This is a genomic window from Pseudomonas sp. FP1740, from assembly GCF_030687165.1.
In the GTDB taxonomy this organism is placed as follows: domain Bacteria; phylum Pseudomonadota; class Gammaproteobacteria; order Pseudomonadales; family Pseudomonadaceae; genus Aquipseudomonas.
The window spans coordinates 2,725,776-2,747,286 of sequence record NZ_CP117461.1 but is presented as its reverse complement, the minus strand read 5'-3'; the positions used below and the strand labels follow the sequence as shown (position 1 = coordinate 2,747,286).

At 59.9% G+C, this 21,511-nt stretch carries 17 protein-coding genes and 2 pseudogenes; 11 read left to right on the top strand and 8 right to left on the bottom strand.

The genetic code is table 11. The features are described from left to right. Window positions 1-25: 25 nt before the first annotated feature. From PSH69_RS12485 to PSH69_RS12470, 4 genes are read right to left on the bottom strand one after another with little or no spacing between them, the layout of a single operon-like run. Window positions 26-874, bottom strand: a complete 849-nt coding sequence (locus PSH69_RS12485) for a sugar phosphate isomerase/epimerase (protein WP_305412261.1) — start codon at window positions 872-874, stop codon at window positions 26-28. A 1-nt stretch (window position 875) separates the two neighbouring features. Then, window positions 876-2,117: an NAD(P)/FAD-dependent oxidoreductase gene (locus PSH69_RS12480; RefSeq protein WP_305412259.1), complete on the bottom strand. Its 1,242-nt coding sequence runs from the start codon at window positions 2,115-2,117 to the stop codon at window positions 876-878. A gap of 18 nt (window positions 2,118-2,135) precedes the next feature. Then, complete coding sequence (locus PSH69_RS12475) at window positions 2,136-2,456, bottom strand: MocE family 2Fe-2S type ferredoxin (RefSeq protein ID WP_081361822.1); 321 nt, start codon at window positions 2,454-2,456, stop codon at window positions 2,136-2,138. 36 nt (window positions 2,457-2,492) lie between these two features. After that, window positions 2,493-3,605, bottom strand: a complete 1,113-nt coding sequence (locus PSH69_RS12470; protein ID WP_305412255.1) for a fatty acid desaturase family protein — start codon at window positions 3,603-3,605, stop codon at window positions 2,493-2,495. A 182-nt stretch (window positions 3,606-3,787) separates the two neighbouring features. Here PSH69_RS12470 and PSH69_RS12465 point away from each other — a divergent pair, with 182 nt between their 5' ends. After that, entirely contained in the window at window positions 3,788-4,849 is a 1,062-nt protein-coding gene (locus PSH69_RS12465) for a substrate-binding domain-containing protein (protein ID WP_305412254.1), read from the top strand. A gap of 177 nt (window positions 4,850-5,026) precedes the next feature. On the opposite strand, the gene PSH69_RS12460 is transcribed toward PSH69_RS12465, so the two are convergent. Beyond that, window positions 5,027-7,042, bottom strand: a complete 2,016-nt coding sequence (locus tag PSH69_RS12460) for a sigma-54-dependent Fis family transcriptional regulator (protein WP_305412253.1) — start codon at window positions 7,040-7,042, stop codon at window positions 5,027-5,029. A 194-nt stretch (window positions 7,043-7,236) separates the two neighbouring features. Here PSH69_RS12460 and PSH69_RS12455 point away from each other — a divergent pair, with 194 nt between their 5' ends. From PSH69_RS12455 to PSH69_RS12445, 3 genes are all read left to right on the top strand, one after another. After that, window positions 7,237-8,259 carry a Gfo/Idh/MocA family oxidoreductase gene (locus PSH69_RS12455; protein ID WP_305412252.1) on the top strand — a complete coding sequence of 341 codons (1,023 nt, stop codon included), beginning with the start codon at window positions 7,237-7,239 and terminating at the stop codon, window positions 8,257-8,259. Beyond that, window positions 8,256-9,044 (top strand): TIM barrel protein, encoded by a 789-nt coding sequence (locus PSH69_RS12450; protein ID WP_305412250.1) that lies wholly within the window; start codon window positions 8,256-8,258, stop codon window positions 9,042-9,044. The genes PSH69_RS12455 and PSH69_RS12450 overlap by 4 nt, the downstream gene beginning before the upstream one ends. 217 nt (window positions 9,045-9,261) lie before the next feature. Beyond that, window positions 9,262-10,188, top strand: a complete 927-nt coding sequence (locus tag PSH69_RS12445; protein WP_305412248.1) for a sugar ABC transporter substrate-binding protein — start codon at window positions 9,262-9,264, stop codon at window positions 10,186-10,188. A gap of 84 nt (window positions 10,189-10,272) precedes the next feature. Here PSH69_RS12445 and PSH69_RS12440 read toward each other — a convergent pair whose 3' ends face one another. After that, on the bottom strand, window positions 10,273-11,256 hold the full coding sequence (locus PSH69_RS12440; RefSeq protein WP_026331794.1) for a GlxA family transcriptional regulator: 984 nt from the start codon (window positions 11,254-11,256) through the stop codon (window positions 10,273-10,275). 182 nt (window positions 11,257-11,438) lie between these two features. Between PSH69_RS12440 and PSH69_RS12435 the strand changes: the two are divergent. Beyond that, a pseudogene (locus PSH69_RS12435) lies at window positions 11,439-11,639 on the top strand (3-methyl-2-oxobutanoate hydroxymethyltransferase); the annotation flags it as partial. A 20-nt stretch (window positions 11,640-11,659) separates the two neighbouring features. Beyond that, window positions 11,660-11,793, top strand: a pseudogene (locus PSH69_RS12430) (acyl dehydratase); the annotation flags it as partial. A gap of 76 nt (window positions 11,794-11,869) precedes the next feature. Here PSH69_RS12430 and PSH69_RS12425 read toward each other — a convergent pair. Further along, on the bottom strand, window positions 11,870-13,045 hold the full coding sequence (locus PSH69_RS12425) for a XylR family transcriptional regulator (protein ID WP_305412247.1): 1,176 nt from the start codon (window positions 13,043-13,045) through the stop codon (window positions 11,870-11,872). A 175-nt stretch (window positions 13,046-13,220) separates the two neighbouring features. Here PSH69_RS12425 and xylA point away from each other — a divergent pair, with 175 nt between their 5' ends. From xylA to PSH69_RS12400, 5 genes are all read left to right on the top strand, one after another. Continuing rightward, entirely contained in the window at window positions 13,221-14,537 is a 1,317-nt protein-coding gene (gene xylA, locus PSH69_RS12420; protein ID WP_305412245.1) for a xylose isomerase, read from the top strand. A gap of 149 nt (window positions 14,538-14,686) precedes the next feature. After that, window positions 14,687-15,688, top strand: a complete 1,002-nt coding sequence (xylF, locus tag PSH69_RS12415; RefSeq protein WP_019648608.1) for a D-xylose ABC transporter substrate-binding protein — start codon at window positions 14,687-14,689, stop codon at window positions 15,686-15,688. A 79-nt stretch (window positions 15,689-15,767) separates the two neighbouring features. Then, window positions 15,768-17,324 carry a D-xylose ABC transporter ATP-binding protein gene (gene xylG / locus PSH69_RS12410; RefSeq protein WP_258612311.1) on the top strand — a complete coding sequence of 519 codons (1,557 nt, stop codon included), beginning with the start codon at window positions 15,768-15,770 and terminating at the stop codon, window positions 17,322-17,324. Further along, entirely contained in the window at window positions 17,325-18,461 is a 1,137-nt protein-coding gene (locus tag PSH69_RS12405) for a sugar ABC transporter permease (protein ID WP_305412242.1), read from the top strand. It abuts the gene before it with no gap. Between the two features lie 915 nt (window positions 18,462-19,376). Next, the gene (locus tag PSH69_RS12400; protein WP_305412241.1) at window positions 19,377-19,856 is read left to right on the top strand and encodes a VOC family protein; all 480 of its coding nucleotides are present in this window, start codon (window positions 19,377-19,379) and stop codon (window positions 19,854-19,856) included. Window positions 19,857-19,933: 77 nt separating this feature from the next. Here the strand turns inward: PSH69_RS12400 and PSH69_RS12395 are convergent, their stop codons facing one another. Further along, window positions 19,934-21,508 carry a winged helix-turn-helix domain-containing protein gene (locus tag PSH69_RS12395; protein ID WP_305412240.1) on the bottom strand — a complete coding sequence of 525 codons (1,575 nt, stop codon included), beginning with the start codon at window positions 21,506-21,508 and terminating at the stop codon, window positions 19,934-19,936. Between the last annotated feature and the right edge of the window lie 3 nt (window positions 21,509-21,511).

Sequence of the window (21,511 nt, the reverse complement as noted above, 5' to 3'; positions counted from 1 at the left end):
TGCCCCTGATATGCCGCTGCCTCAATCAGAGGCCATCGCGAGGTCGCCCCCGGCAGTCACTCCAAACCTGACGCATCAATTCCTTAAGCATCAACGCCTCGGCCCAGCGATCAGTGATGTCGCGTCCGTCGGCCCCGGTGATGGCATAGGGTGGCGGGCCGAGTTCACAGGTGAAGGACAGGCTGGTGGGCGTGTCCGGTCGAGCCAGCCAGTCCTCGATCCCATAGCGCCACCAGCCCAGGAAACGTTCCAGCCAGGGTCGATGCTGGGCGAAACTCAAGGGCACCTGAACCTGTTCGCTGTTGGCGACACGGCCGTGAAAACCCCAACTGTGGCGCAGGATGGTCTGGATCTGTTCGTCGTCTTCGGCCTCGACCGGCTCCGGCAGTTCGCGGCCCACGACATAGTGGGACAAGTCGGCCAACAGTTTGAGATCGGGCATTTCAGCGAGAATGTCGAGGGTGAACAACAGGTCACTGGTGAGGCGATAACGATGGGTTTCCAGCAGGATCGGAAAGTCCACCTGCTCGGCCAGTCGCTGCCACCCCTCGATCAACTGGATGGCTTGCGCCAGCGTGCGCGGCCGGACATCGGCTTGCAGGGTGAGATGGTGGCAGCCGTAGCGGGACGCGACGTCGATCGCTGCCGCCAGATCATCCACGGTGCGGGGGAACACCTGACCTTCGATTTGCAGGCCCTGTGCCTTGGCGCCGGCATGCAAGCGTGCGGCATGGTTCGCCATCCAGAAATGGTCAGTGATTCCGTCGAAACCGGCGGCAGCGATTTTCTCCAGTTGCGCTTCCAACGCAAGTTCGCATTGGCCATGGTGATCTTGCATGGCCCAAAGGGACTGGAAGACCAGGAATTCACGCATGTCAGTTCCTCAGCAGTTGTTTGAGCGATACCTCGGCGTCGGCCAGAGCCTCTACCGAGAGGGGGTTATGCGAAGCGATCAGCCGTTCGCACAACTTGATGTCCTTGGCGACGCTATTGCCCTGGCCCCAGCCGCAAGCGCCTTGCAGACGTTGTTCGTCATCGAGGTAGAACAACAGGAAACCGCCACTGGGGGTTGTCCGGCTCGCCGTGGGTTCTGTGTTTGCGATCACACCCACGGTCTGCAATCCCCAGTCGTACTGGTCGGACCAGAAACCGGGAATGACCTCGAAAGGCAGCTCGCCGCCCAGCAGATTCAGGGCGGCGTGGCGGCCCTGGGTTTCGGCGTTGCGCCAGGTTTCCTGACGCTGGAAAACCCCTTGCGGGTGCAGCCGAAATTCACAGACATCCCCCGCCGCAAAGATGTCCGGCGCGCTGGTGCGCAGTTGCGCATCGACACGGATGCCCTGGCCGACCTCAAGCCCGGCGGCCATGGCCAACTCGGTGTTGGGTTGCATGCCGATGCCCACCACCACCAGATCACAGGGCAGTAGTTGGCCGTCGACCAGTTGCACGGATTCAACATGAGTAGTGCCCTGCACTGCTTCAATGGCCACGTTCAGTCGGACATCCACGCCCTGGCTGCGATGCAATTCCAACAGAACGCTGGACAACCGTTCCGGCAACACCCGTCCCGCCAGGCGCGGCCCGGCTTCGAGCAAGGTCACCGCGCAGCCCAAGGCTCGGGCGCTGGCTGCGACTTCGAGGCCGATGAAGCCGCCGCCGATGATCACCAGTCGGGTGTCGGGCCGCAACGAAGCGCGCAGTGCCAGCGCCTCGTCATGGCTACGCAGATAAAGCACATTGCGCAGATGCTCGGGCACACAGGCAAGCTTGCGCGAGCACCCTCCCGTCGCCAGTAACAGCCGGGCGTAACGCAGCCAGCTGCCGTCGGCCAATTGCAGACGATGCCGTTGCGGGTCCAGGCCTTTTACCGGGTTACCGGCCAGGTGTTCGATGCCCAGTTCAGCGAGCCGAGCGCTATTGCACAGGCTGTAGCCCGCCAGATCGACCGTGCCCTGCAGCAACCCTTTGGACAGCGGCGGACGTTCATAAGGCGGGTGAAACTCGTCGCCTATCAGGATCAGGCGACCGCTATAACCTTCGTCGCGCAGGGTCAGGGCCGCGCGGCCACCGGCATGCCCGGCGCCAACAATGACCAGTGGAGCATTGGCAGGACTCATGGCACAGACTCCGTGCAGTTAAACCGTGATGGCGAGCAACACACGCCCCGCCTCGACCCGGACTTCATAGGTCTTGAGGTTGACGCACACCGGTGCGCCGAGGGCTTTGCCGGAGCGGTAGTCGAAACGCCCGTTGTGCTTGGGGCACTCGATAACGTGCTCCATCACCAGGCCATCGGCCAGGTGGATGGACTCATGGGTGCACAGGCCCGCGGTGGCGAAAAACTCGCTGTCGGCGGAGCGGTACACGGCATAGGTGTGCTGGCCATGGTCGAAACGAATGACGTCTTCTTCGTTGATATCGCCCACGGCACATACATCGATCCATTGATCGGTCATGGCGTTTTCTCTGGTAGTGGTACAGACAGGAAGGTGTCAGGCCGGCGTTACTTCAGGCTCTGCCTGGACGGTGGCGGCCGATGCTGCGCGTTGTGGCAAAGGACGACAGACGAAATGGCTCGGGTCTTTGCGCTGCCTCCAGATAGTCGGGATGATTTCCTTGAAGGCCTCGGACAGGCTGCCGTAAGGCGGCGGGCAGTCGTGACGGATCTCTTCGTGAAGCTGCGCCAGTGCATGAAAAGGCACCATCGGATACATGTGATGTTCCAGGTGATAGTTCATATCGAGGTACAGGAAACGCAGCAGTCGGTTCATGTAAATCGTGCGGCAGTTGCTGCGGTGATCGAGTACGTCTTCCGCCAGGCCGACATGCTGCGAAAGGCCGAACAGGTAAGACAACCAACCGCCATAGAGAGTCGGAAGACCGATCAACATCAGCGGCAACCAGCTCTGCAGATACAGCGCAGTGCCCACGGTAAGCCCATAGATGACCAGCCAGACGCGTGCGTCTCGCGCCACTTTGGGCCATTCGGATTCGGGGATGAAGGTCTGCTCTTCTTCACCCATCCGCCCTACCGCATGCCGGCAAACTGACCCCATCGTCTTCAACGCGTAAGGCATTCTGAACAGGCTCAGCACCATCATGATCAGACTCGGTGGACGCGGCTCGACGATTTCCGGATCGCGACCGACGATGATGGTGTCGGTGTGATGCCGCGCATGGCTCCAGCGCCAGACCTGGGGTTCAAACATGAACATGAAGCTCGACAGCTGATAGACCGCATCATTCATCCAGCGGGTCTTGAACGCCGTACCGTGACCCGTTTCGTGCCAACGGGCATTGGACGCGGTGCCATAGAGCAGCCCATAGACGAAGAAGAACGGAACGCAGGCCCAGGAGCCCCAGAACCAGTAGCCACCGAAGCCGGTCACAGCCATCGCCGACAGCCAGATGGCGGTATCACGCAGGGCCGGGCCATCGCGACGCTGCATCAATTCTTTCATGCGTTTGCGGGAGATGGGCGATTGGTACCACGTTGCCGATACCAAACCTTTTTGCGCCGCTCGGGCGGCTTCGGGACCGGTCAATCGATAATCCCTTGGCACGGGTTTATCGGTTTTTTCAAAGGCTGCGTTGTGTTCGGGCATTTTATTGTTCTCCGCAAGCTTGATGGTTTAAGCACTTGCTTTCGATGCGGGATGGCATCGCTGGAGAAAATATAGAGAGCGCACAAACCACCCTCAATCCCTTGAATACATTCCCTATCAAGCTATCATCCAGGCCCATTGCAGCTTGATAGTTTTCTATCAAAGCGACTCAAGGGCCCACCATGAACAACAAAAAACGCCCCACTATCGCCACCGTTGCCGAGCACGCTCGCTTGAGTGTCGCCACCGTGGACCGGGTGCTCAACGCCCGGGCTCCGGTCAGCCCAGCCACCGCCGAGCAGGTGTTCCAGGCCGCCGAAGCCGTCGGTTATTTCGCCGCCCGGCTGATCGGCCAACGCATTCGCGAACGTCGTCCCAGCTATCGATTCGGCATCCTGTTACTCGGTACCGCCCAGGCGTTCTATGCCAACGTTGCCTCCGCCATCACCGAGGCAGCGCAGCGTCAGGCCGGCGCCAATCTGAGCTGCCAGTTCGAATACGTCTTCGATCGCACACCCAGCGCGATCATTGCCCAGATCGAACAACTGGCCGTGCAGTGTGATGGCCTGGCGGTGGTCAGCTTCGCTCACCCGCTGATCAATGCCGCCATCGCGCAGATCAGAGCCGCAGGCGTGCCGGTGATCGCCCTGCTGTCGGACATCCATGAGGCGGCAGAAGAACCTTACATCGGTCAGGATAATCATGAGGTCGGGCGCACCATGGGTTGGCTGCTGGCTCACACCTGCGGCGCACGCAAGGGCAGCGTCGGCGTATTGCTCGGCGGCCATCGTTTTCTCGGTCATCAGGCTCGGGTCGAGGGGCTGCGCAGTTACCTGGCGGAGCGCGCACCGGGGTTGCGGCTACTCGAAGCGGTGATCAACCTGGACAACTGCGATGTCACCGAAGAGGCGACGCTGGAACTCATCGCGCGCCATGCCGATTTGCGGGGGCTGTGCGTGGTCGGCGGTGGCGGCGACGGCATCATCCGGGCCCTGTCACAGCTGCCGAAACGGCCGTCGCTGTGTTGCATCCTGCAGGAGTCGACCGAGCTGTCGCGACAAGCCCTGGATCAAGGGTTGATCGATTTGGTCATCGACTCCCAGCCGCGATTGCTGGCGGCCGCGCTGGTCGACTTGCTGGTCGAGTTACAGACCACGCCGGACTTCGATCCGCTCCGGCATCGGGTGCATATTCCGTTGCAGATCATTACCTCAGAGAACGCTCGAGGCTGCGTTCGCTGGTAGCAGCTGTCGAGCCTGCGAGGCTGCGTTCGGCTGCGCAGCAGTCGTGAATCCAGCTGACGCGGTATGCCTGACACACCGCGAGTTCTGGTTTTACGACTGCTACGCAGCCGAACGCAGCCTCGCAAGCTCGGCAGCTGCTACAGATCGCATTACGGCTTAAGTGAACAGCATTACCCATCAGAGGTCGGTGCTCGCACGAAAAGCATCGGCGCTCAGCCCGAACCGATTCATCTTGTTGTACAAGCCGCCACGAGAAACGTTCAGTTGCCGGGCGGCCAGGCGGATGTTGCCTCGGGCATCCCTGAGGGCGGCGATGATCGCGTTCATTTCATGGGTGCCAAGGTCCAGCGCAGCCCGGGGTTCGGGCACACTTCCCGGCACCGATGGCCGCAGCCTTTGCTTGATTTCAAGTGGCAGATCACCCGGCTGAATCATCTCGGTCATCGCCAGATTCGTTGCGCGCTCGATGGTGTTTTCAAGTTCGCGAACATTACCCGGCCAGCTGTAGGCCGAAAGAATATCCAGCGCCTCTGGCGAGATGCCCTGCACCGATTTGCGCAATGACCGCGCGCAACGACCGAGAAAATGTCGCGCCAGCAAGGGCACATCTTCCCGGCGCATCCGCAGCGGCGGAACCGTCAGATTCAGGACGTTGAGCCGGTAGTAAAGATCCTCACGGAAAGCGCCATCGGCCACCGCCTGGCTCAGGTTGCGGTGGGTGGCGGCGATGATGCGCACATCCACCTGCTGCGATTTTTTCGCCCCCACGCGCGTCACCTCGCCTTCCTGCAAGACCCGTAGCAGACTGACCTGAGCATCGAAAGACATGTCACCGATTTCGTCGAGGAAGATCGTTCCGCCATCGGCCAACTCAAACTTCCCGGCAGATCCGCCACGGGCCGATCCGGTGAAGGCACCCTCGACATGACCAAACAGTTCGCTTTGCACCAGATCGCGCGGAATGGCTCCGCAATTGACCGCCACGAAAGGACCGTCGCAACGCTCGCTGGCGTTATGGATCGCCTGGGCGAACAGCTCCTTGCCGGTACCGCTCTCACCCAGAATCAGCGTGGTCGATTCACTGCGACTGGCGATCCGTCCCAGGCGCAAGGCGTCTTGTATCGCTCGCGAATTACCTTGAATGGTCTCGAAGGTGTAGCTGGCTTGAGTGCCGATGACCCGGCGCGTAATTTCGCGGATGCGCCGGTTCTCACGCAACGAAACAATCCGCCCACCCTGCTCCAGCGGGCACACCGACACCAGACACGCCAAATGGCTGCGATCATGCAGTTCAAACGTGCAATCCAGATCCCGTAGCCCTTCCCCGCCATGCAGCAGAATCTTATCGGTCAGTTCGCTTTGCCCCAGACGACGGAACGGGCTGCCGAGCAGATCCTGGCCCACGCGGAACAATTGCCGGGCATAACGGTTGAGCGCCTTGATGCAGCCCTGCTCATCCAGCACCACAAGCCCTTCGTTGAGCACTTCAAGCACGGTTTGTTGCTCTTCCAGCAGGGCTTGCAGCGCCATCTGCCGCGAGACCGCTTCGGCCGCGGCCTGGACGGTGCCCAGCGTATGGAAATGAAACCAGCCCGGCTCAGCGGTCAGGGTCAGCATGGCGAGCGTCCTGCCCTGCGCATCCCTGATCGGCGCGGCGGCGCAGTGCATGCGCCGTCGACGCAAGCCGCTGGCGAAGTTTTCCTCGGCCAGCACATACACCAAGCGATCTTCGGCAAGCGCCAGCCCCGTGCAGTTGGTGCCCTGCACCGACTCCAGCAATCGGCTGCCCACCGGTGTGAGGTCCAGACCACAGAAATACAGGGTCGTGCCTTGAGCATCGGTCAGGTTGATATGGCCCCTGGGGTTGTAGGCCAGCAATCCCCCCATGACCTGCGCCGCCGCTGCAATCAACGTGCGATTGGCCGCCAGCGTCGCGGCCAGAACGGCAGGAGCAACAAATCGATATTCGCCATCCTCAGGATCGAGGCCGGTGCCGACGCTGCGCCGCCAGGAATCCCAAATCACCTGCCTGACCCCTGCAGGTCGATCGGTGCGCCCGTTCAGACACGCCAGCCAGGCCTGTTCCAGCGCGGCGATCGAGCCTTCGTTCAACGACGCGGGGCCGAGAGCGGTGATGTAATCGAGGTCTTGCGCGCTGAAGGCTGTTACCTGTGGGTTGACCATCATCGACATCCGCTTCCATGTTCATGTTTTAGACATGTCAGTGTAGACATGTCCTGCGAATGAACACTTCTTTCAAAAAATATTGATTAACCCTTTGAATATCAATGACTTAAATACTGGCACAGCGCTTGCTCAAAGGCTTATGCCAGCCGAGGACATTCCTGCGGCCAAGTCATTGAACAACAATAAAAGGGAGTCAATTCATGAGTACGTCCAAGATCATCCGCCTGGGCCTCATCGGCGCCGGCCGCATGGGCAGTTTTCACGGCCAGACGGCCGCCCGGCACATCCCCGGCGCCTGCCTGGCCGCCATCGCCGACCCTACCCCCGGCCAGGCCGCTCGGTTGGCGGCAGAGTTGGGGGTGCAGAAGGTCTATACCGATCCACAGCAACTGCTCGATGACCCGGAAATTGACGGCGTCCTGATCGCCGCCCCCGCCCGCAGCCATGCCGAACTGGTGATCAGTGCGGCCCGGTCCGGCAAAGGTGTGTTTTGTGAAAAACCCATGGCCATTACCCTCGACGAGGCCGACCGCGCCATCGCCGCAGCCGCCGATTCCCGCGTGCCGCTGCAGGTTGGCTTCAATCGTCGTTTTGCCAAAAGCTTCCGCACCGCCCATCTGGACGTGGTCGCCGGCCGTATCGGCACGCCGCAACTGCTGCGCTCACTGACCCGCGATCCGGCGCTGAACAATCCGGCCGCTTCGCCGCAGTGGGTGATTTTTCTCGAAACCCTGATCCATGACTTCGATACCCTGCGCTACCTCAATCCCGGTGCCGAAGCGGTCGAAGTTTATGTCATGGCCGATGCGCTGATTGCACCGGACTACAAGAGCAAAGGGTTTCTGGACACCGCCGTGGTGACGATCCGCTTCGACAACGGCGCCATCGCCACCGCCGAGGCCAATTTCCAGGCCGTTTATGGCTACGATGTTCGGGGGGAAGTGTTCGGCAGCGCCGGCATGCTGACCATGGGCAGCGTCAATGACTCAGACCTGGTGCGCTACTTGGCTAATGGCATCCAGGCCGACACCCAACGCATGGACACCGACCTGTTGCGGGATGCCTATGTGGCCGAGCTCAATCACTTTGTCGACTGCCTGCGCACCGGTGAAAAACCACTGGCCAGCGGTGAAGATGCCCGAGCGGCACTGGCCATTGCCCGCGCGTGTATCGAGTCCGTCCAACAGGGCCAAGCAGTGCGCGTGCAAGGAGCCCGTTCATGAGTTTTATCCCGTTCAAACTGGCGATCAGTGCCGAGATGGTGTTCCTCGACCTGCCGTTCACCGAGCGCGTCAAACGGATTCACGCGCTGGGTTTCAGCGCCGAAATTTGGGACTGGACCAAAAAAGACATTGCGGCCCTGGTCGCCACCGGCGCTGACTTCACCTCCATGACCGGCTACATCTCGGGCAACCTGACCGACCCCGAAGGCATCCAGCACCTGCTCGACAGCGCACGGGAATCGCTGGCCGTCGCCGCACAACTGAATTGCCCGAGCCTCAACCTGCATGGCACTGGCTTGGGCGATAAAGGCTTGCCGGTCAAACCCGTGGCCCACACCACCGGACGCATGTGGTTGAGTGCCTGCAAGACCCTGGAAAAGATCGCCCGCCTGGGTGAAGACGCCGGCCGGGTATTCCTGCTGGAAAACCTCAATACCGAGGTGGACCACCCCGGCACGCCCTTCGCCCGCGCCGACGATACTCTGGCGCTGATCGAGGCCGTGGGCAGCCCGCATTTGAAGATGAACCTGGACCTTTATCACGCCCAGATCGGCGAAGGAAACCTGATCGAACTGATCCAGCGCGCCGGCAGCGCCATCGGCGAAATCCAGGTGGCCGATGTGCCCGGCCGCATGGAGCCCGGCACCGGTGAAATCCATTATCCGGCCATTGCCAAGGCCTTGTTCGGCATGGGATACACCGGGGTCGTCGGGCTCGAGGGCTGGGCCAGCGGTGACAGCGAAGTGGCACTTGAGCGTTTTCGGCAAGCCTTCACGCTTGATTGAAATGTCGCTCTCTTTGTAGCCGCTGCCGAGCCTGCGAGGCTGCGTTCGACGGCGAAGCCGTCGTGAATCCGGCTGACGCGGTCTGCCTGACGCACCGCGACTTCTGGTTTGACGACTGCTGCGCAGCCGAACGCAGCCTCGCTGGGGCTCGACAGCTGCTACAGCGTAACCAGCCCCTACGTTTTGGATCTCTCATAACAACAAAAGGAAAACCATCATGCGTCGCTGCACACTTCTATTCGCCACGCTGTTATTACTCGTCAGCCAATGGGCCGCCGCCGACTATCGCATCGGCGTCAGCATTGCCAGGGTTGACGACAACTTCATGACCTATGTGCGCAACGGCCTGGAAAATGCCGCCAGGAAGGAGAACGTCCAGATCCAGTTCGAGGATGCCCAGGGTGATGTGGTTCGCCAGCTCAATCAGATTCAGGGCTTTCTTGGTCAGAAGGTGGATGCCGTCATCGTCCTGCCCGTGGATACCGCCGCCACCGCCAACATGACCCGCGCAGCCGTCGAGGCGAAGATTCCTCTGGTCTACGTCAACCGCCACCCGGACGAACGCGTGCTGCCCAAAGGCGTGGTCACGGTGGCGTCCAATGACATCGAGGCCGGGCAACTGCAAATGCGCTACCTGGCCGACAAGCTGGGGGGCAAAGGCAACATCGCGATCATCATGGGCGACCTGGCACAGAACTCCACGCACGACCGCACCGAAGGGGTCAAACAGGTGCTCAAGGACTACCCCGGGATCAAAATCATCGAACAGCAAAGTGCCGAGTGGCAGCGCAACAAAGGGATGGACTTGACCAGCAATTGGCTGCTGGCTGGCACTGGCTTCGATGCCATCGTCGCCAACAACGACGAGATGGCCATCGGCGCGGCCATGGCACTGCAGCAAGCCGGCAAAGCCAAGGGCGAGATTGCGATTGTCGGCATTGATGGCCTGCCCGACGGCCTGGCGGCGATCAAGCGCGGGATGCTGGTCGCCTCCGTCTTTCAAGACCCCAAGGCCCAGGCGATCAGCGCGGTACAAGCGGCCATCAAGATGATCAAGGGCGAGCCGGTCGAAGCGGATGTCTGGGTACCCTTTCAGCTGATCAAGCCGGATCAGGTGGCGATGTTTGAGCAGCATTACAAATAGCGTCAAAAGCCGATCGATGGCTGCCCTGCGGGACGGGGCAGCAATCGGGCCGGAAGTCAGGTACGCAGAGGTGAAGGAAAGCCTTTATTTAACGAGCCGCTTTTCCTTGGAAGGTCTGTACCCGAAGTACGAGCTATAGCACTTGCTGAAATGGCTTGGCGACACGAAGCCACAAGCCACCAACACGTCGACCTGGGACAGTTCTGTGTGCTGGAGCAGTCGCCGCGCTTCAGTGATGCGCAGCTCCATGTAATACCGCTGCGGCGTTGTACCGAGTTGCTCCTTGAACAAGCGTTCCAGTTGCCGCCGGGAACGGCCGGCATAGGCCGCCAGTTGCTCCAGTTCCAGAGGCTCTTCGAGGTTGGCGTCCATCAGCTTGACCACCTCGCGCAAGGGCGCGCTCACACAGATATTTTCAGCCGGTTTGATGCGCCGATAGCGAGACTCCTCGAACGCCAGAATGTCCTCGATCCCCTCGACGAGGGCTTTATCGTGCAGGCCCTTGATCCAGTCCAGCGCCATATGAAATGCCCCCGAGGGGCTGGACGCGGTGAGGCGGTCGCGATCAATGACGTAGGGTTCACTGGTGACTTGCGTCGCCTTGGAGATTTCCGCGAGTGCGGGGCGATGTTCGGGGTGAATGGCGCAACGATACCCATCGAGCAAACCTGCGCTGCCCAGAAACCATGCGCCATTCCACAACCCGGCCAGGCAGACACCCTGGTTCGCCGCCATTCGCAACAGGCTGATGAACTCATCATCAGCCTTGAGCTCTGTCCTGTAGCCACCACAAATCACCAGCAGATCCAGGTCGTGAATGGCTGAAGCATCCAGACGTGCATCCGGCCGAATGACCAGGCCCAGATCGCTGATGACCTCGCCGTCGTTCAAACCGAACGTTCGCGAAGAGAACAGCCTGGGTCGTAGAAGATTCGCGGTGACAATGGTGTCCAGTGCCTGGGTGAACGCGGGCAGCGAAAAATGCTCGAGCAACACAAAGCCTGCCCGGGTCATACGAGCAGGCTCATCAGGGTTTTCATTCAGATAGCGGAGATTTTTCCCCTTCATGCCTCCGCTGAATTGGCGTCGTTCGATCAATGTTCGACCCACTCGGTTACTGCGTAGATAAAGCCTAATGCTAACTGTAGAAGCGCAGAAAGCCCTAGCACCATTATGCGACCGATCAAACCCGTTGAAAGCCGTGACGAAGCGGGTCTTTGTCATCGACAAAAATGGTGTTGTGGCCCGATCCGGCCGTCGGCATCGGTGCTGGCAACGGTTGTGACGCTCAAGTATTGGTGTGGCAGGACATGGCGGGATTGCGCACCGGACCTCTGCCCAGGTTCGTCAAGCAATATGCCGACCTGCGAGGCGTGCTGCTCGGGGCAGCGCGCGACTTCACCGGCGATGTGCAAGCAGGCGACTTTCCAGGGACCGAGCATTCTTTTTAGTCGAAGGAGAAGGCCCTTCAATGAAAAGCTTCAGACAGCGTGCAGCCGAAGGGATCCAGACAGGCGATAGCTTCACCCTCTCCCGCTGCTTCCCGCAGGAAGACATCCAGCGCTTTGCGCAGATCTCCGCGACTACAATCCGGTGCATTTCGATGCATCGACCAGTTGAATCCACAGTCGAAACCAGCCCTTCGCACCACACAACAATCGACCAATTGCACCCAGCATCGCTATCTCGCGCCCTGCTGGTATTCACGGGGCGTACATCCAAACTCGCGACGGAACACCGTGTGTAGATATTGTGCGGATTTGAAACCGCAATTACGGGCAACGTCCGCAATCGCTGTGTTGGTATTTTCCAGCCCGCTGGTGGCCGCCGCCAGTTTGAAGCGCAGAATCTCGTCGTGCACGCTGCAGCCTCGCGCAGTGCGAAAGTGCGACTCCAGCGATGAACGCGACACGCCAACATAAGCCGCTACCTGCGCTGTCTTGATGCCCTGGCAGGCATATTGGCGGATAAACAGCAGCGCTTGCATGACGTAGGGGTTGCCCAAAGGTTGGTGCAAACTCGACACCTGCACGTTGATCGCATCAGGCGGGATCAGGATGTGCGTGCCCGTGGACGGCTTGCCGTGCAGCATCTGGTGCAGCAGTTGTGCGGCGGTGCAGCCCATGGTTTCGGTGCCCTGGATGACCGAGCTCAGGGGGACCCGGGTCAGGCTGCGTGTCAGGGGGTCGTTGTCGATGCCGATCAACGCCACCTGCTCCGGTACGGCGATTCCGGCGGTCAGGCAGGCTTGCAGCAACTGCCGGGCGCGGGCGTCACTGACGGCGATGATGCCAATGGGCTTGGGCAGGCTCTGGAGCCAGGCGATCAGTTGTTCGACGGCGCTGTCCCAGAGCGGTGCGCTGGTACCCATGCCGCGATAGACCTCGGCGTGCAAGCCGTCACGTTGCATCAGTCGTCGAAAGGATTTTTCCCGCTCCTGAGCCCAACGATTTGCCTGCGCTTCAGGCAGGCTGAAGCAGGCAAAACGCTGCAGCCCTGCCTCGATCAAGTGCGCGTAAGCCAGTGTGATCAGTGCGTTATTGTCGGTAGCGACGTACGGGATCCCTTTGGGATAGGCCCGTTCATCCTGATAAGAACCACCCACCGCCACCACGGGCAGCTTGATGTCGGCCAACGCCTCGCCAATCAGCGGATCGTCGAAGTCGGCAATGATTCCGTCACCTTGCCAGCGCTCGATTCCTTTCAAGCGGCAGAGAAAGTCCTCCTCCAGGAACAGGTCCCAGGACGCGCGGGTGCTGCTCAGGTAGTTGCCGATGCCGCTGATGATGCCGCGGTCATAGATCTTGCTCCCGTTGAACAACAGTGCGATGCGGTGAACAGGCGGTACGGTTTTCATTGTTTTCAGGCTTGTTCCGGGCCCCTTGCCATAGAGGCGGTTTGCACAGACTAGGCGTGCAGAGGGCGAATCTCAATACGCAAAATCGCACCCGCTGTTGGTGATTTTCATAATCAGCAGGCTCGGGGCCGTTGTTAGTATCGAGACACGCCCAAGAACAACAAGGACATTGCCAATGCCGTACTTCCCCGATGTCGACCGGATCCGCTACGAAGGCCCTGCCAGTGATTCTCCCCTCGCCTTCCGTCACTACGACGCCGACAAAATCATCCTCGGCAAACCCATGCGCGAACACCTGCGCATGGCCGCCTGTTATTGGCACACTTTCGTCTGGCCGGGTTCGGATGTGTTCGGTGCAGGTACTTTCAAGCGCCCGTGGCTACACGCCGGCGACCCGATGGAGCTGGCCATTGGCAAGGCGGCAGCCGCGTTCGAGTTCTTCTCCAAATTGGGTATCGACTATTACTGCTTCCACGACACGGATGTCGCCCCGGAAGGCAATTCGCTGAAGGAGTACCGCAACCACTTCGCGCAAATGATTGATCACCTGGAGCGACACCAGGAAGAAAGCGGGATCAAGCTGCTGTGGGGAACCGCCAACTGCTTCAGCAACCCGCGCTTTGCCGCAGGCGCCGCCAGCAACCCTGACCCCGAAGTGTTCGCCTGCGCTGCCGCCCAGGTATTCAGTGCCATGAACGCGACCCAACGCCTGAATGGGTCCAACTACGTGTTGTGGGGCGGTCGCGAAGGCTACGAAACCCTGCTCAACACCGACTTGAAACGTGAACGCGAACAACTGGGCCGCTTCATGCGCATGGTGGTCGAGCACAAGCACAAGATCGGTTTCAAAGGCGACCTGCTGATCGAACCCAAGCCGCAGGAGCCGACCAAGCACCAATACGATTACGACAGCGCCACCGTGTTTGGCTTTCTCCAGCAGTTCGGCCTGGAAAAGGAAATCAAGGTCAACATCGAGGCCAACCACGCGACCCTGGCCGGTCATAGCTTTCATCACGAGATTGCGACGGCCGTCTCGCTGGGGATTTTCGGCAGCATCGACGCCAACCGCGGTGATCCGCAAAACGGCTGGGACACCGATCAATTCCCCAACAGCATCGAAGAAATGACCCTGGTCACCTATGAAATTCTCAAGGCCGGCGGGTTCAAGAATGGCGGGTTCAACTTCGACTCCAAGGTTCGCCGCCAGAGCCTCGATGAGATCGATCTGTTCCATGGTCACGTCGGCGCAATGGACGTCCTCGCCCAATCCCTGGAGCGGGCAGCCGCCATGGTGCAGAACGACCAGCTTCAGCTGTTCAAGGATCAACGCTACGCCGGCTGGCAGCAGCCGTTCGGGCAGGCGGTGCTGGCGGGTGAGTTCAACCTCCAGTCGTTAGCCGAACACGCATTCGCCAACGAGCTGAATCCGCAGGCCGTCAGCGGCAGGCAGGAGATGCTCGAAAACGTCGTCAACCGGTTTATCTATCGCTGATCGCCAACGGGGTCTGCGGGCGCAACAACGCTGTGACATTCGCACGACAAATCTGTGTCCGCTGCGTCTGCAGATTCTCTACAGTTCTACCAGCCCGATACTCATCGTCAGGCCGTGTCTTTCAAACAAAAATAAAAGGACGCACCACCATGAAGAACGTAAAACGCGCGCTATTTGCCAGCGCCCTGGCTCTGCTGTCGCTGCCGGTGATGGCCGATGCTGCCCATCCGAAAATCGGTTTCTCCATTGATGATCTGCGGTTGGAACGCTGGTCACGTGACCGCGATTACTTCGTTGCGGCGGCGGAGAAAATGGACGCCAAGGTCTTCGTACAGTCAGCCGATGCCAACGAGCAAAAGCAGATTTCGCAAATCGAAAACCTCATTTCCCGTGGCGTCGATGTCATCGTCATCGTGCCGTTCAACGCCACGGTCCTGACCAATGCAGTGGCCGAAGCGAAGAAAGCCGGAATCAAGGTCGTGTCCTATGACCGTCTGATACTCAACGCGGATATCGACGCCTACATTTCGTTCGATAACGAAAAGGTCGGCGAGATGCAGGCCAGCGGCGTGCTGCACGCAGCGCCCAAGGGCAATTACTTCCTGCTTGGTGGTGCGCCCACCGACAACAACGCAAAAGTCCTGCGCGAAGGGCAGATGAAAGTGCTGCAACCGGCCATCGACAAAGGTGATATCAAGATCGTCGGCCAACAATGGGTGAAGGAGTGGAACCCTACCGAAGCACTGAGCATTGTTGAAAACGCCTTGACCCGCAACGCCAACAAAATCGACGGCATCGTCGCCTCCAACGACGCCACGGCAGGCGGCGCCATCCAGGCCCTGGCCGCTCAGCAACTGGCCGGCAAGGTGCCGATTTCGGGGCAGGACGCGGACCTCGCAGCGGTCAAGCGAGTGATCGCCGGCACTCAAACCATGACCGTGTACAAGCCGCTGAAACTCATCGCCTCCGAAGCCGCCAAGCTCTCGGTGCAACTGGCGCGTAACGAGAAACCCGCCTACAGCTCGCAGTACGACAACGGCAGCAAAAAAGTCGACACCATCCTGCTCACCCCGACTCCGTTGACCAAGGACAACATCGACCTGCTGGAACAGGACGGGTTCTACACCAAGGCGCAGATTGCCGGAAAGTGATCATCACCCCGTAATCCCCCCCTGCAGGAGCTCGCTCCTGCGGGACCAGCCTCGTACCTGCCGCTTATGAGTCTCTGCCATGTCCGACTATCTGCTGCAAATGAACGGTATCGTCAAAACCTTCGGCGGTGTCAAAGCGCTCAACGGCATCGACATCAAGGTCAAGCCGGGTGAGTGCGTCGGGCTGTGCGGCGAGAATGGCGCCGGCAAGTCCACGCTGATGAAGATCCTTTCCGCGGTGTACCCCCATGGCACCTGGGACGGTGAAATCCTCTGGGACGGTCAACCGCTCAAGGCGCAATCGATCAGCGAAACGGAAGCCGCAGGTATCGTCATCATTCACCAGGAACTGACGCTGGTTCCCGACCTGTCGGTGGCCGAGAACATTTTCATGGGCCATGAACTGACGCTGCCGGGTGGGCGGATGAATTACCCGGCGATGATCCACCGCGCCGAAGCCCTGATGCGTGAGCTGAAAGTGCCGGACATGAACGTATCGCTGCCGGTTTCGCAGTACGGCGGCGGCTATCAGCAACTGGTGGAAATCGCCAAGGCACTGAACAAGCAGGCGCGCCTGCTGATCCTCGACGAGCCTTCATCGGCCCTGACCCGTTCGGAAATCGAGGTGTTGCTGGACATCATCCGCGACCTCAAGGCCAAGGGTGTTGCCTGTGTCTACATCTCCCACAAGCTCGATGAAGTGGCCGCCGTGTGCGACACCATTTCGGTAATCCGAGACGGCAAACACATCGCCACGACCGCCATGGCGGACATGGATATTCCACAGATCATCACCCAGATGGTCGGACGGGAAATGAGCAACCTCTACCCCACCGAGCCACACGACATTGGCGAGGTGATTTTCGAGGCCCGTCACATCACCTGCTACGACGTCGACAACCCCAGGCGCAAACGGGTCGACGATATTTCGTTCACCCTCAAGCGTGGGGAAATCCTCGGCATCGCCGGGCTGGTCGGTGCAGGCCGCACCGAATTGGTGACCGCGCTGTTCGGCGCCTACCCCGGCCGTCACGAAGGCGAAGTCTGGCTGGACGGCCAACTCATCGACACCCGCACGCCGCTCAAGTCAATCCGTGCCGGCCTGTGCCTGGTGCCCGAGGACCGCAAGCGCCAGGGCATCATTCCAGACTTGGGAGTCGGCCAGAACATCACCCTGGCCGTGCTGGACAGTTACTCGAAACTGACCCGCATCGATGCCGAAGCCGAACTGGGCAGCATCGATCGAGAAATTTCGCGCCTGCACCTCAAGACCGCGAGCCCGTTCCTGCCGATCACCAGTCTGTCCGGCGGCAATCAACAAAAAGCCGTATTGGCGAAGATGCTGCTGACCAAACCCCGGGTCCTGATTCTCGATGAGCCCACCCGAGGTGTCGATGTCGGCGCCAAGTACGAGATCTACAAGTTGATGGGGGCGCTGGCGGCCGAAGGCGTGTCGATCATCATGGTGTCTTCGGAGCTGGCCGAAGTGCTCGGCGTTTCCGACCGCGTACTGGTGATCGGCGAAGGCCGGTTGCAGGGCGACTTCATCAACCATGAACTCACTCAGGAACAGGTGCTCGCCGCCGCACTCAGCCAGCCTGACAGCCATAACAATAAAGATCGGAAATCCGCGTAAATGAATCAGGTCAAACAACTCTTCACCCGCTACAAGATGCTCGCGCTGGTGTTTGCCGTGGCGTTTATCTGGCTGTTCTTCAGCTGGCAGACCGAGGGCGGATTCCTGACACCGCGCAACCTCTCCAATCTGCTGCGCCAGATGTCCATTACCGGGATTCTCGCCTGCGGCATGGTGCTGGTCATCATCAGCGGCGAGATCGATTTGTCGGTCGGCTCATTGCTGGGCCTGCTCGGTGGCGTCGCGGCTATTCTCGACGTTATCTACCACATACCGCTGCTGGCGAACCTGAGCCTTGTCGCCCTGTGCGGACTGTTGATCGGCCTCGCCAACGGCTACATGGCCGCTTACCTGCGCATTCCGTCTTTCATCGTGGGGCTGGGGGGCATGCTGGCTTTCCGGGGCATTTTGCTGGGGATTACCGGCGGCACGACCATCGCCCCGGTGTCACCGGAGCTCGTCTACATTGGCCAGGGTTATTTGCCACACACGATCGGCACGGGCCTGGGCGTTCTGCTGTTCGCACTGACGCTGTTCCTGACCTGGAAACAACGGCGCAATCGCGCCCTTCACGGCCTGGCGGCGCATTCACTGGTGCGTGACGTCGTACGCGTGCTGTTGATCGGCGCGGTACTGGCCGGTTTCGTCCAGACCCTCAACAGTTATGACGGCATTCCCGTGCCGGTCCTGCTTCTGCTGATCCTGCTGGGCGGGTTCAGCTACGTGACCAGTCAGACCGTCTTCGGCCGACGCGTCTATTCCGTGGGCAGCAACATGGAAGCGACGCGCCTGTCCGGTATCAATGTACAGGCCGTGAAGCTCTGGATTTTCGGGATCATGGGCGTGATGTGCGCCCTCGCCGGCGTGGTCAACACCGCGCGCCTGGCTGCTGGTTCGCCGTCGGCCGGCAGCATGGGCGAACTCGACGCCATCGCCGCCTGCTTCATCGGCGGCACCTCCATGCGCGGTGGCTCCGGTACTGTCTACGGCGCCCTCCTCGGCGCGCTGGTCATCACCAGCCTGGACAACGGCATGTCCATGCTCGACGTCGACAGTTATTGGCAGATGATCGTCAAGGGCAGCATTCTGGTGTTGGCCGTGTGGGTAGATGTGAGCACCCGGACCGGACGACGCTGATCCGCTGCGGATGATGCCATAGGCGTTTGGGCTATTTGTCCGACATCCATGGGATCTGACCGGCAGCATTGGGTCGGTGCTGCTCTTCGTGACAGGCAGAAATTGGCCAAAATCAGTCGATGGACAGACTAGTGGCAAACAGGGGGGGCCCTGCTACCCTCTTTACCATAGTCGGGCTTGCCGTCGCCCCAGTCGCGTTTCCCCTCGATAGGTCTCGCACTTACCGCGACAAGAGACGCGACATGGCATGTCACCTAATAAGAGAGTCTCAGGATAGCGCCATGAAAGTTCGATGCCCTGACTGTGGTTATATCGCAGACAAACTTCCGCCAACCCATAAGTGCCCCAAATGCGACGATTTTTCCCACGACTGGTTGATTTATGATTGGGAAAGTTTTGCCTTAATCAATCGCCAACACATTAAATACAACTTTATAATCATTGGTATAGTTCTAATAAATTTACTTGCGGCGGTCACCTTGAAATCAACAGATGCATTTCAATGGCTATTCAACTTGTTATTTATCCCAGCAATGATCAGCTTGCTTTATTGTCGAAGGCAGCTTGGAAGAAAGTCGGAGTATAAAGGACATAAAGGCGGGGCTATGCTCCCCTGGTTTATCGGTTTCGGGGGACTCTAAAGCGGCTAAAAAATCATATATGGGCTTTCCCCACAAGTGATGAGTAATGCTTTTCCAATCCTGTCGTCAGGCGCCTTTTTCATTAGCCGTATCGGGCACTGTCCGATACTGAAAATCGGTAAGAAAATACTTGTCCTGCTGCGCCCACAACCATCCTCAGACATAACCCCACCTCATATATGCCGCTCGGTTCTGCCCTGTAGCGTAGATCAGGAATATGCGATCGCCTGCACTGCTAAAATCCACGTACCTGTCCCAACCCTGGAGAACCAAGATGATCAGCAAGAACACGATTTGTCTCTGGTATGACGGCACTGCGCTGGACGCTGCGACGTTCTACGCCGAGACGTTTCCGGACAGCGCCGTGGGAGCTGTCCTTCGTGCGCCTGGCGACTACCCGGCGGGTAAACAGGGCGATGTCTTGACGGTGGAGTTCACCGTGATGGGCATCCCTTGTCTTGGGCTGAACGGTGGGCCGGGGGTCAAGCACAACGAGGCTTTTTCGTTCCAGGTTGCGACTGACGACCAGACCGAAACCGACCGCTTGTGGAACGCGATTGTCGGCAACGGTGGTCAGGAAAATGTATGCGGCTGGTGCCAGGATAAGTGGGGACTGTCGTGGCAGATCACGCCACGCGTCCTCAGCGCCGCGATAGCCAATCCTGATCGAGCGGCGGCCAAGCGCGCGTTCGACGCCATGATGGGGATGGGCAAGATCGACATCGCTGCGATCGAAGCGGCTCTGGAGCGTTAACCAGCGTTGGGCGTTTGGATATGTCGATTCTGGCTGCTCCAGACGCCTCTCCCCGCGCAGTGAACAGCCGGCGCCCCTTATTCTGGCAGTCCCGCTTTGCGTAGACCGTCCACCAGCGTGGCGAGATTCTCCGGCCGGTGGATCGGTAGCCAATCAGAGATATTGCTCAGACGCAACGTAGGATCGAGCTTGCGCAAATGGTCCATCGCACGCTGCGCTTCGGCCATCCGTCCGGCAAGCGCATGGCTCGCTGCAAGGATGGCGACAGCCAATAGAAAACCTGGCAACTCCCGAAGTGCTTTCTCTGCCCATGACGACGCCGTATCGAAGCGCCCCACGAAGAGATTCGCAACCGCCATTCCGGCTTGCATTCTATACAGCTCCGGGTCGAGGGGGCTGAACAGCATGGCGTGCGTAAAGTACTCGATGGCTGCATCGGTTTCGCCGTGCCAGAGCCTGAGGAACGCGCCGAGGAACCACGCGGCGGCGAGGTTCGGATTAAGCACGAGTGCCTTGTCCAGCAATGCAATGCCACCCCGCAGGTCGCCGGCAAGATAGCCAAGCGTATGGCCGCTTCTGGTGAGAGCGACTGCATCGCCCTTGTCCAACTCCACTGCCCGGCGAGCGAGTCGGATACCCTCCGCGACCTCCCGTGGGTGATCAGTCATCCAGCGATTGGCTTTGCGCCAACTATGACACCAGGCCGCCATCGCATAGGCCGACGCAAAATCCGGGTCGAACTCTATGGCCCTATGGAAGAGCGGCAGCGCCTGGTCGATGGCCTCCCTGGTGCCATGATGAAGCTTGGCCATTGCGCGCAGATAGTAATCGTAGGCGTCGAGGCTTTCGGTGGGCGTGTGCCTCGCACGTTCGATCTCCGCCCGCTCAAGCTGTGGTGCGATAGCGCCGACCACGCTTTCGGTAATCTGGTCCTGCAGTTCGAAAATGTCTCCCAGCACACCTTCGAAACGACCCGCCCAATGGTGAGCCCCGGTTGTCGCGTCGATCAGTTGGGCCGTGATGCGCACGCGATTGTTGGCTTTGCGCCAACTGCCCTCCAGCACATAGCGAACGCCCAGTTCGCGACCGACTTGTTTCACGTCCACTGCACGGGTCTTGTAGGTAAAGCTCGAGTTGCGCGCGACGACAAACAGCCAGCGATACTGCGACAGCGCCGCGATGATGTCCCCTACCACGCCGTCGGCCAGGTAGTCCTGCTCTTCGTCCCCGCTCAAGTTCACGAACGGCAAGACGGCGATGGACGGTTTGGCCGGCAGCGCCGGCTCGGATGCAGAGGCTTGAACCGAGGGGGCGGATTCGGTGCCTGGAAGGCCAACGCAATCCAGCGACTTGACGTCGGCGACGAAGCGGAATCCCTTGCGGGCTACCGTTCGAATCACACGCTGCTGCTGACCGTTGTCACCGACTGCCTTGCGCACCGCATTGATGTGGCTGGCCAGGGTCGACTCGGAGACGATTCGGCCGGTCCATATCGCATTGATCAGGTCGTCCCGGCTAACGACGTGCTCGCGGTTCTGCGCCAGGTAAACCAGCAGGTCGAAAACCTGGGGCGCAGTGGCAACGACCTGGGAGGCCCGAAGGAGTTCTCGCCGGTCCAGGTCGAGCACGCAGTCATCAAACACCAATAGCATTCA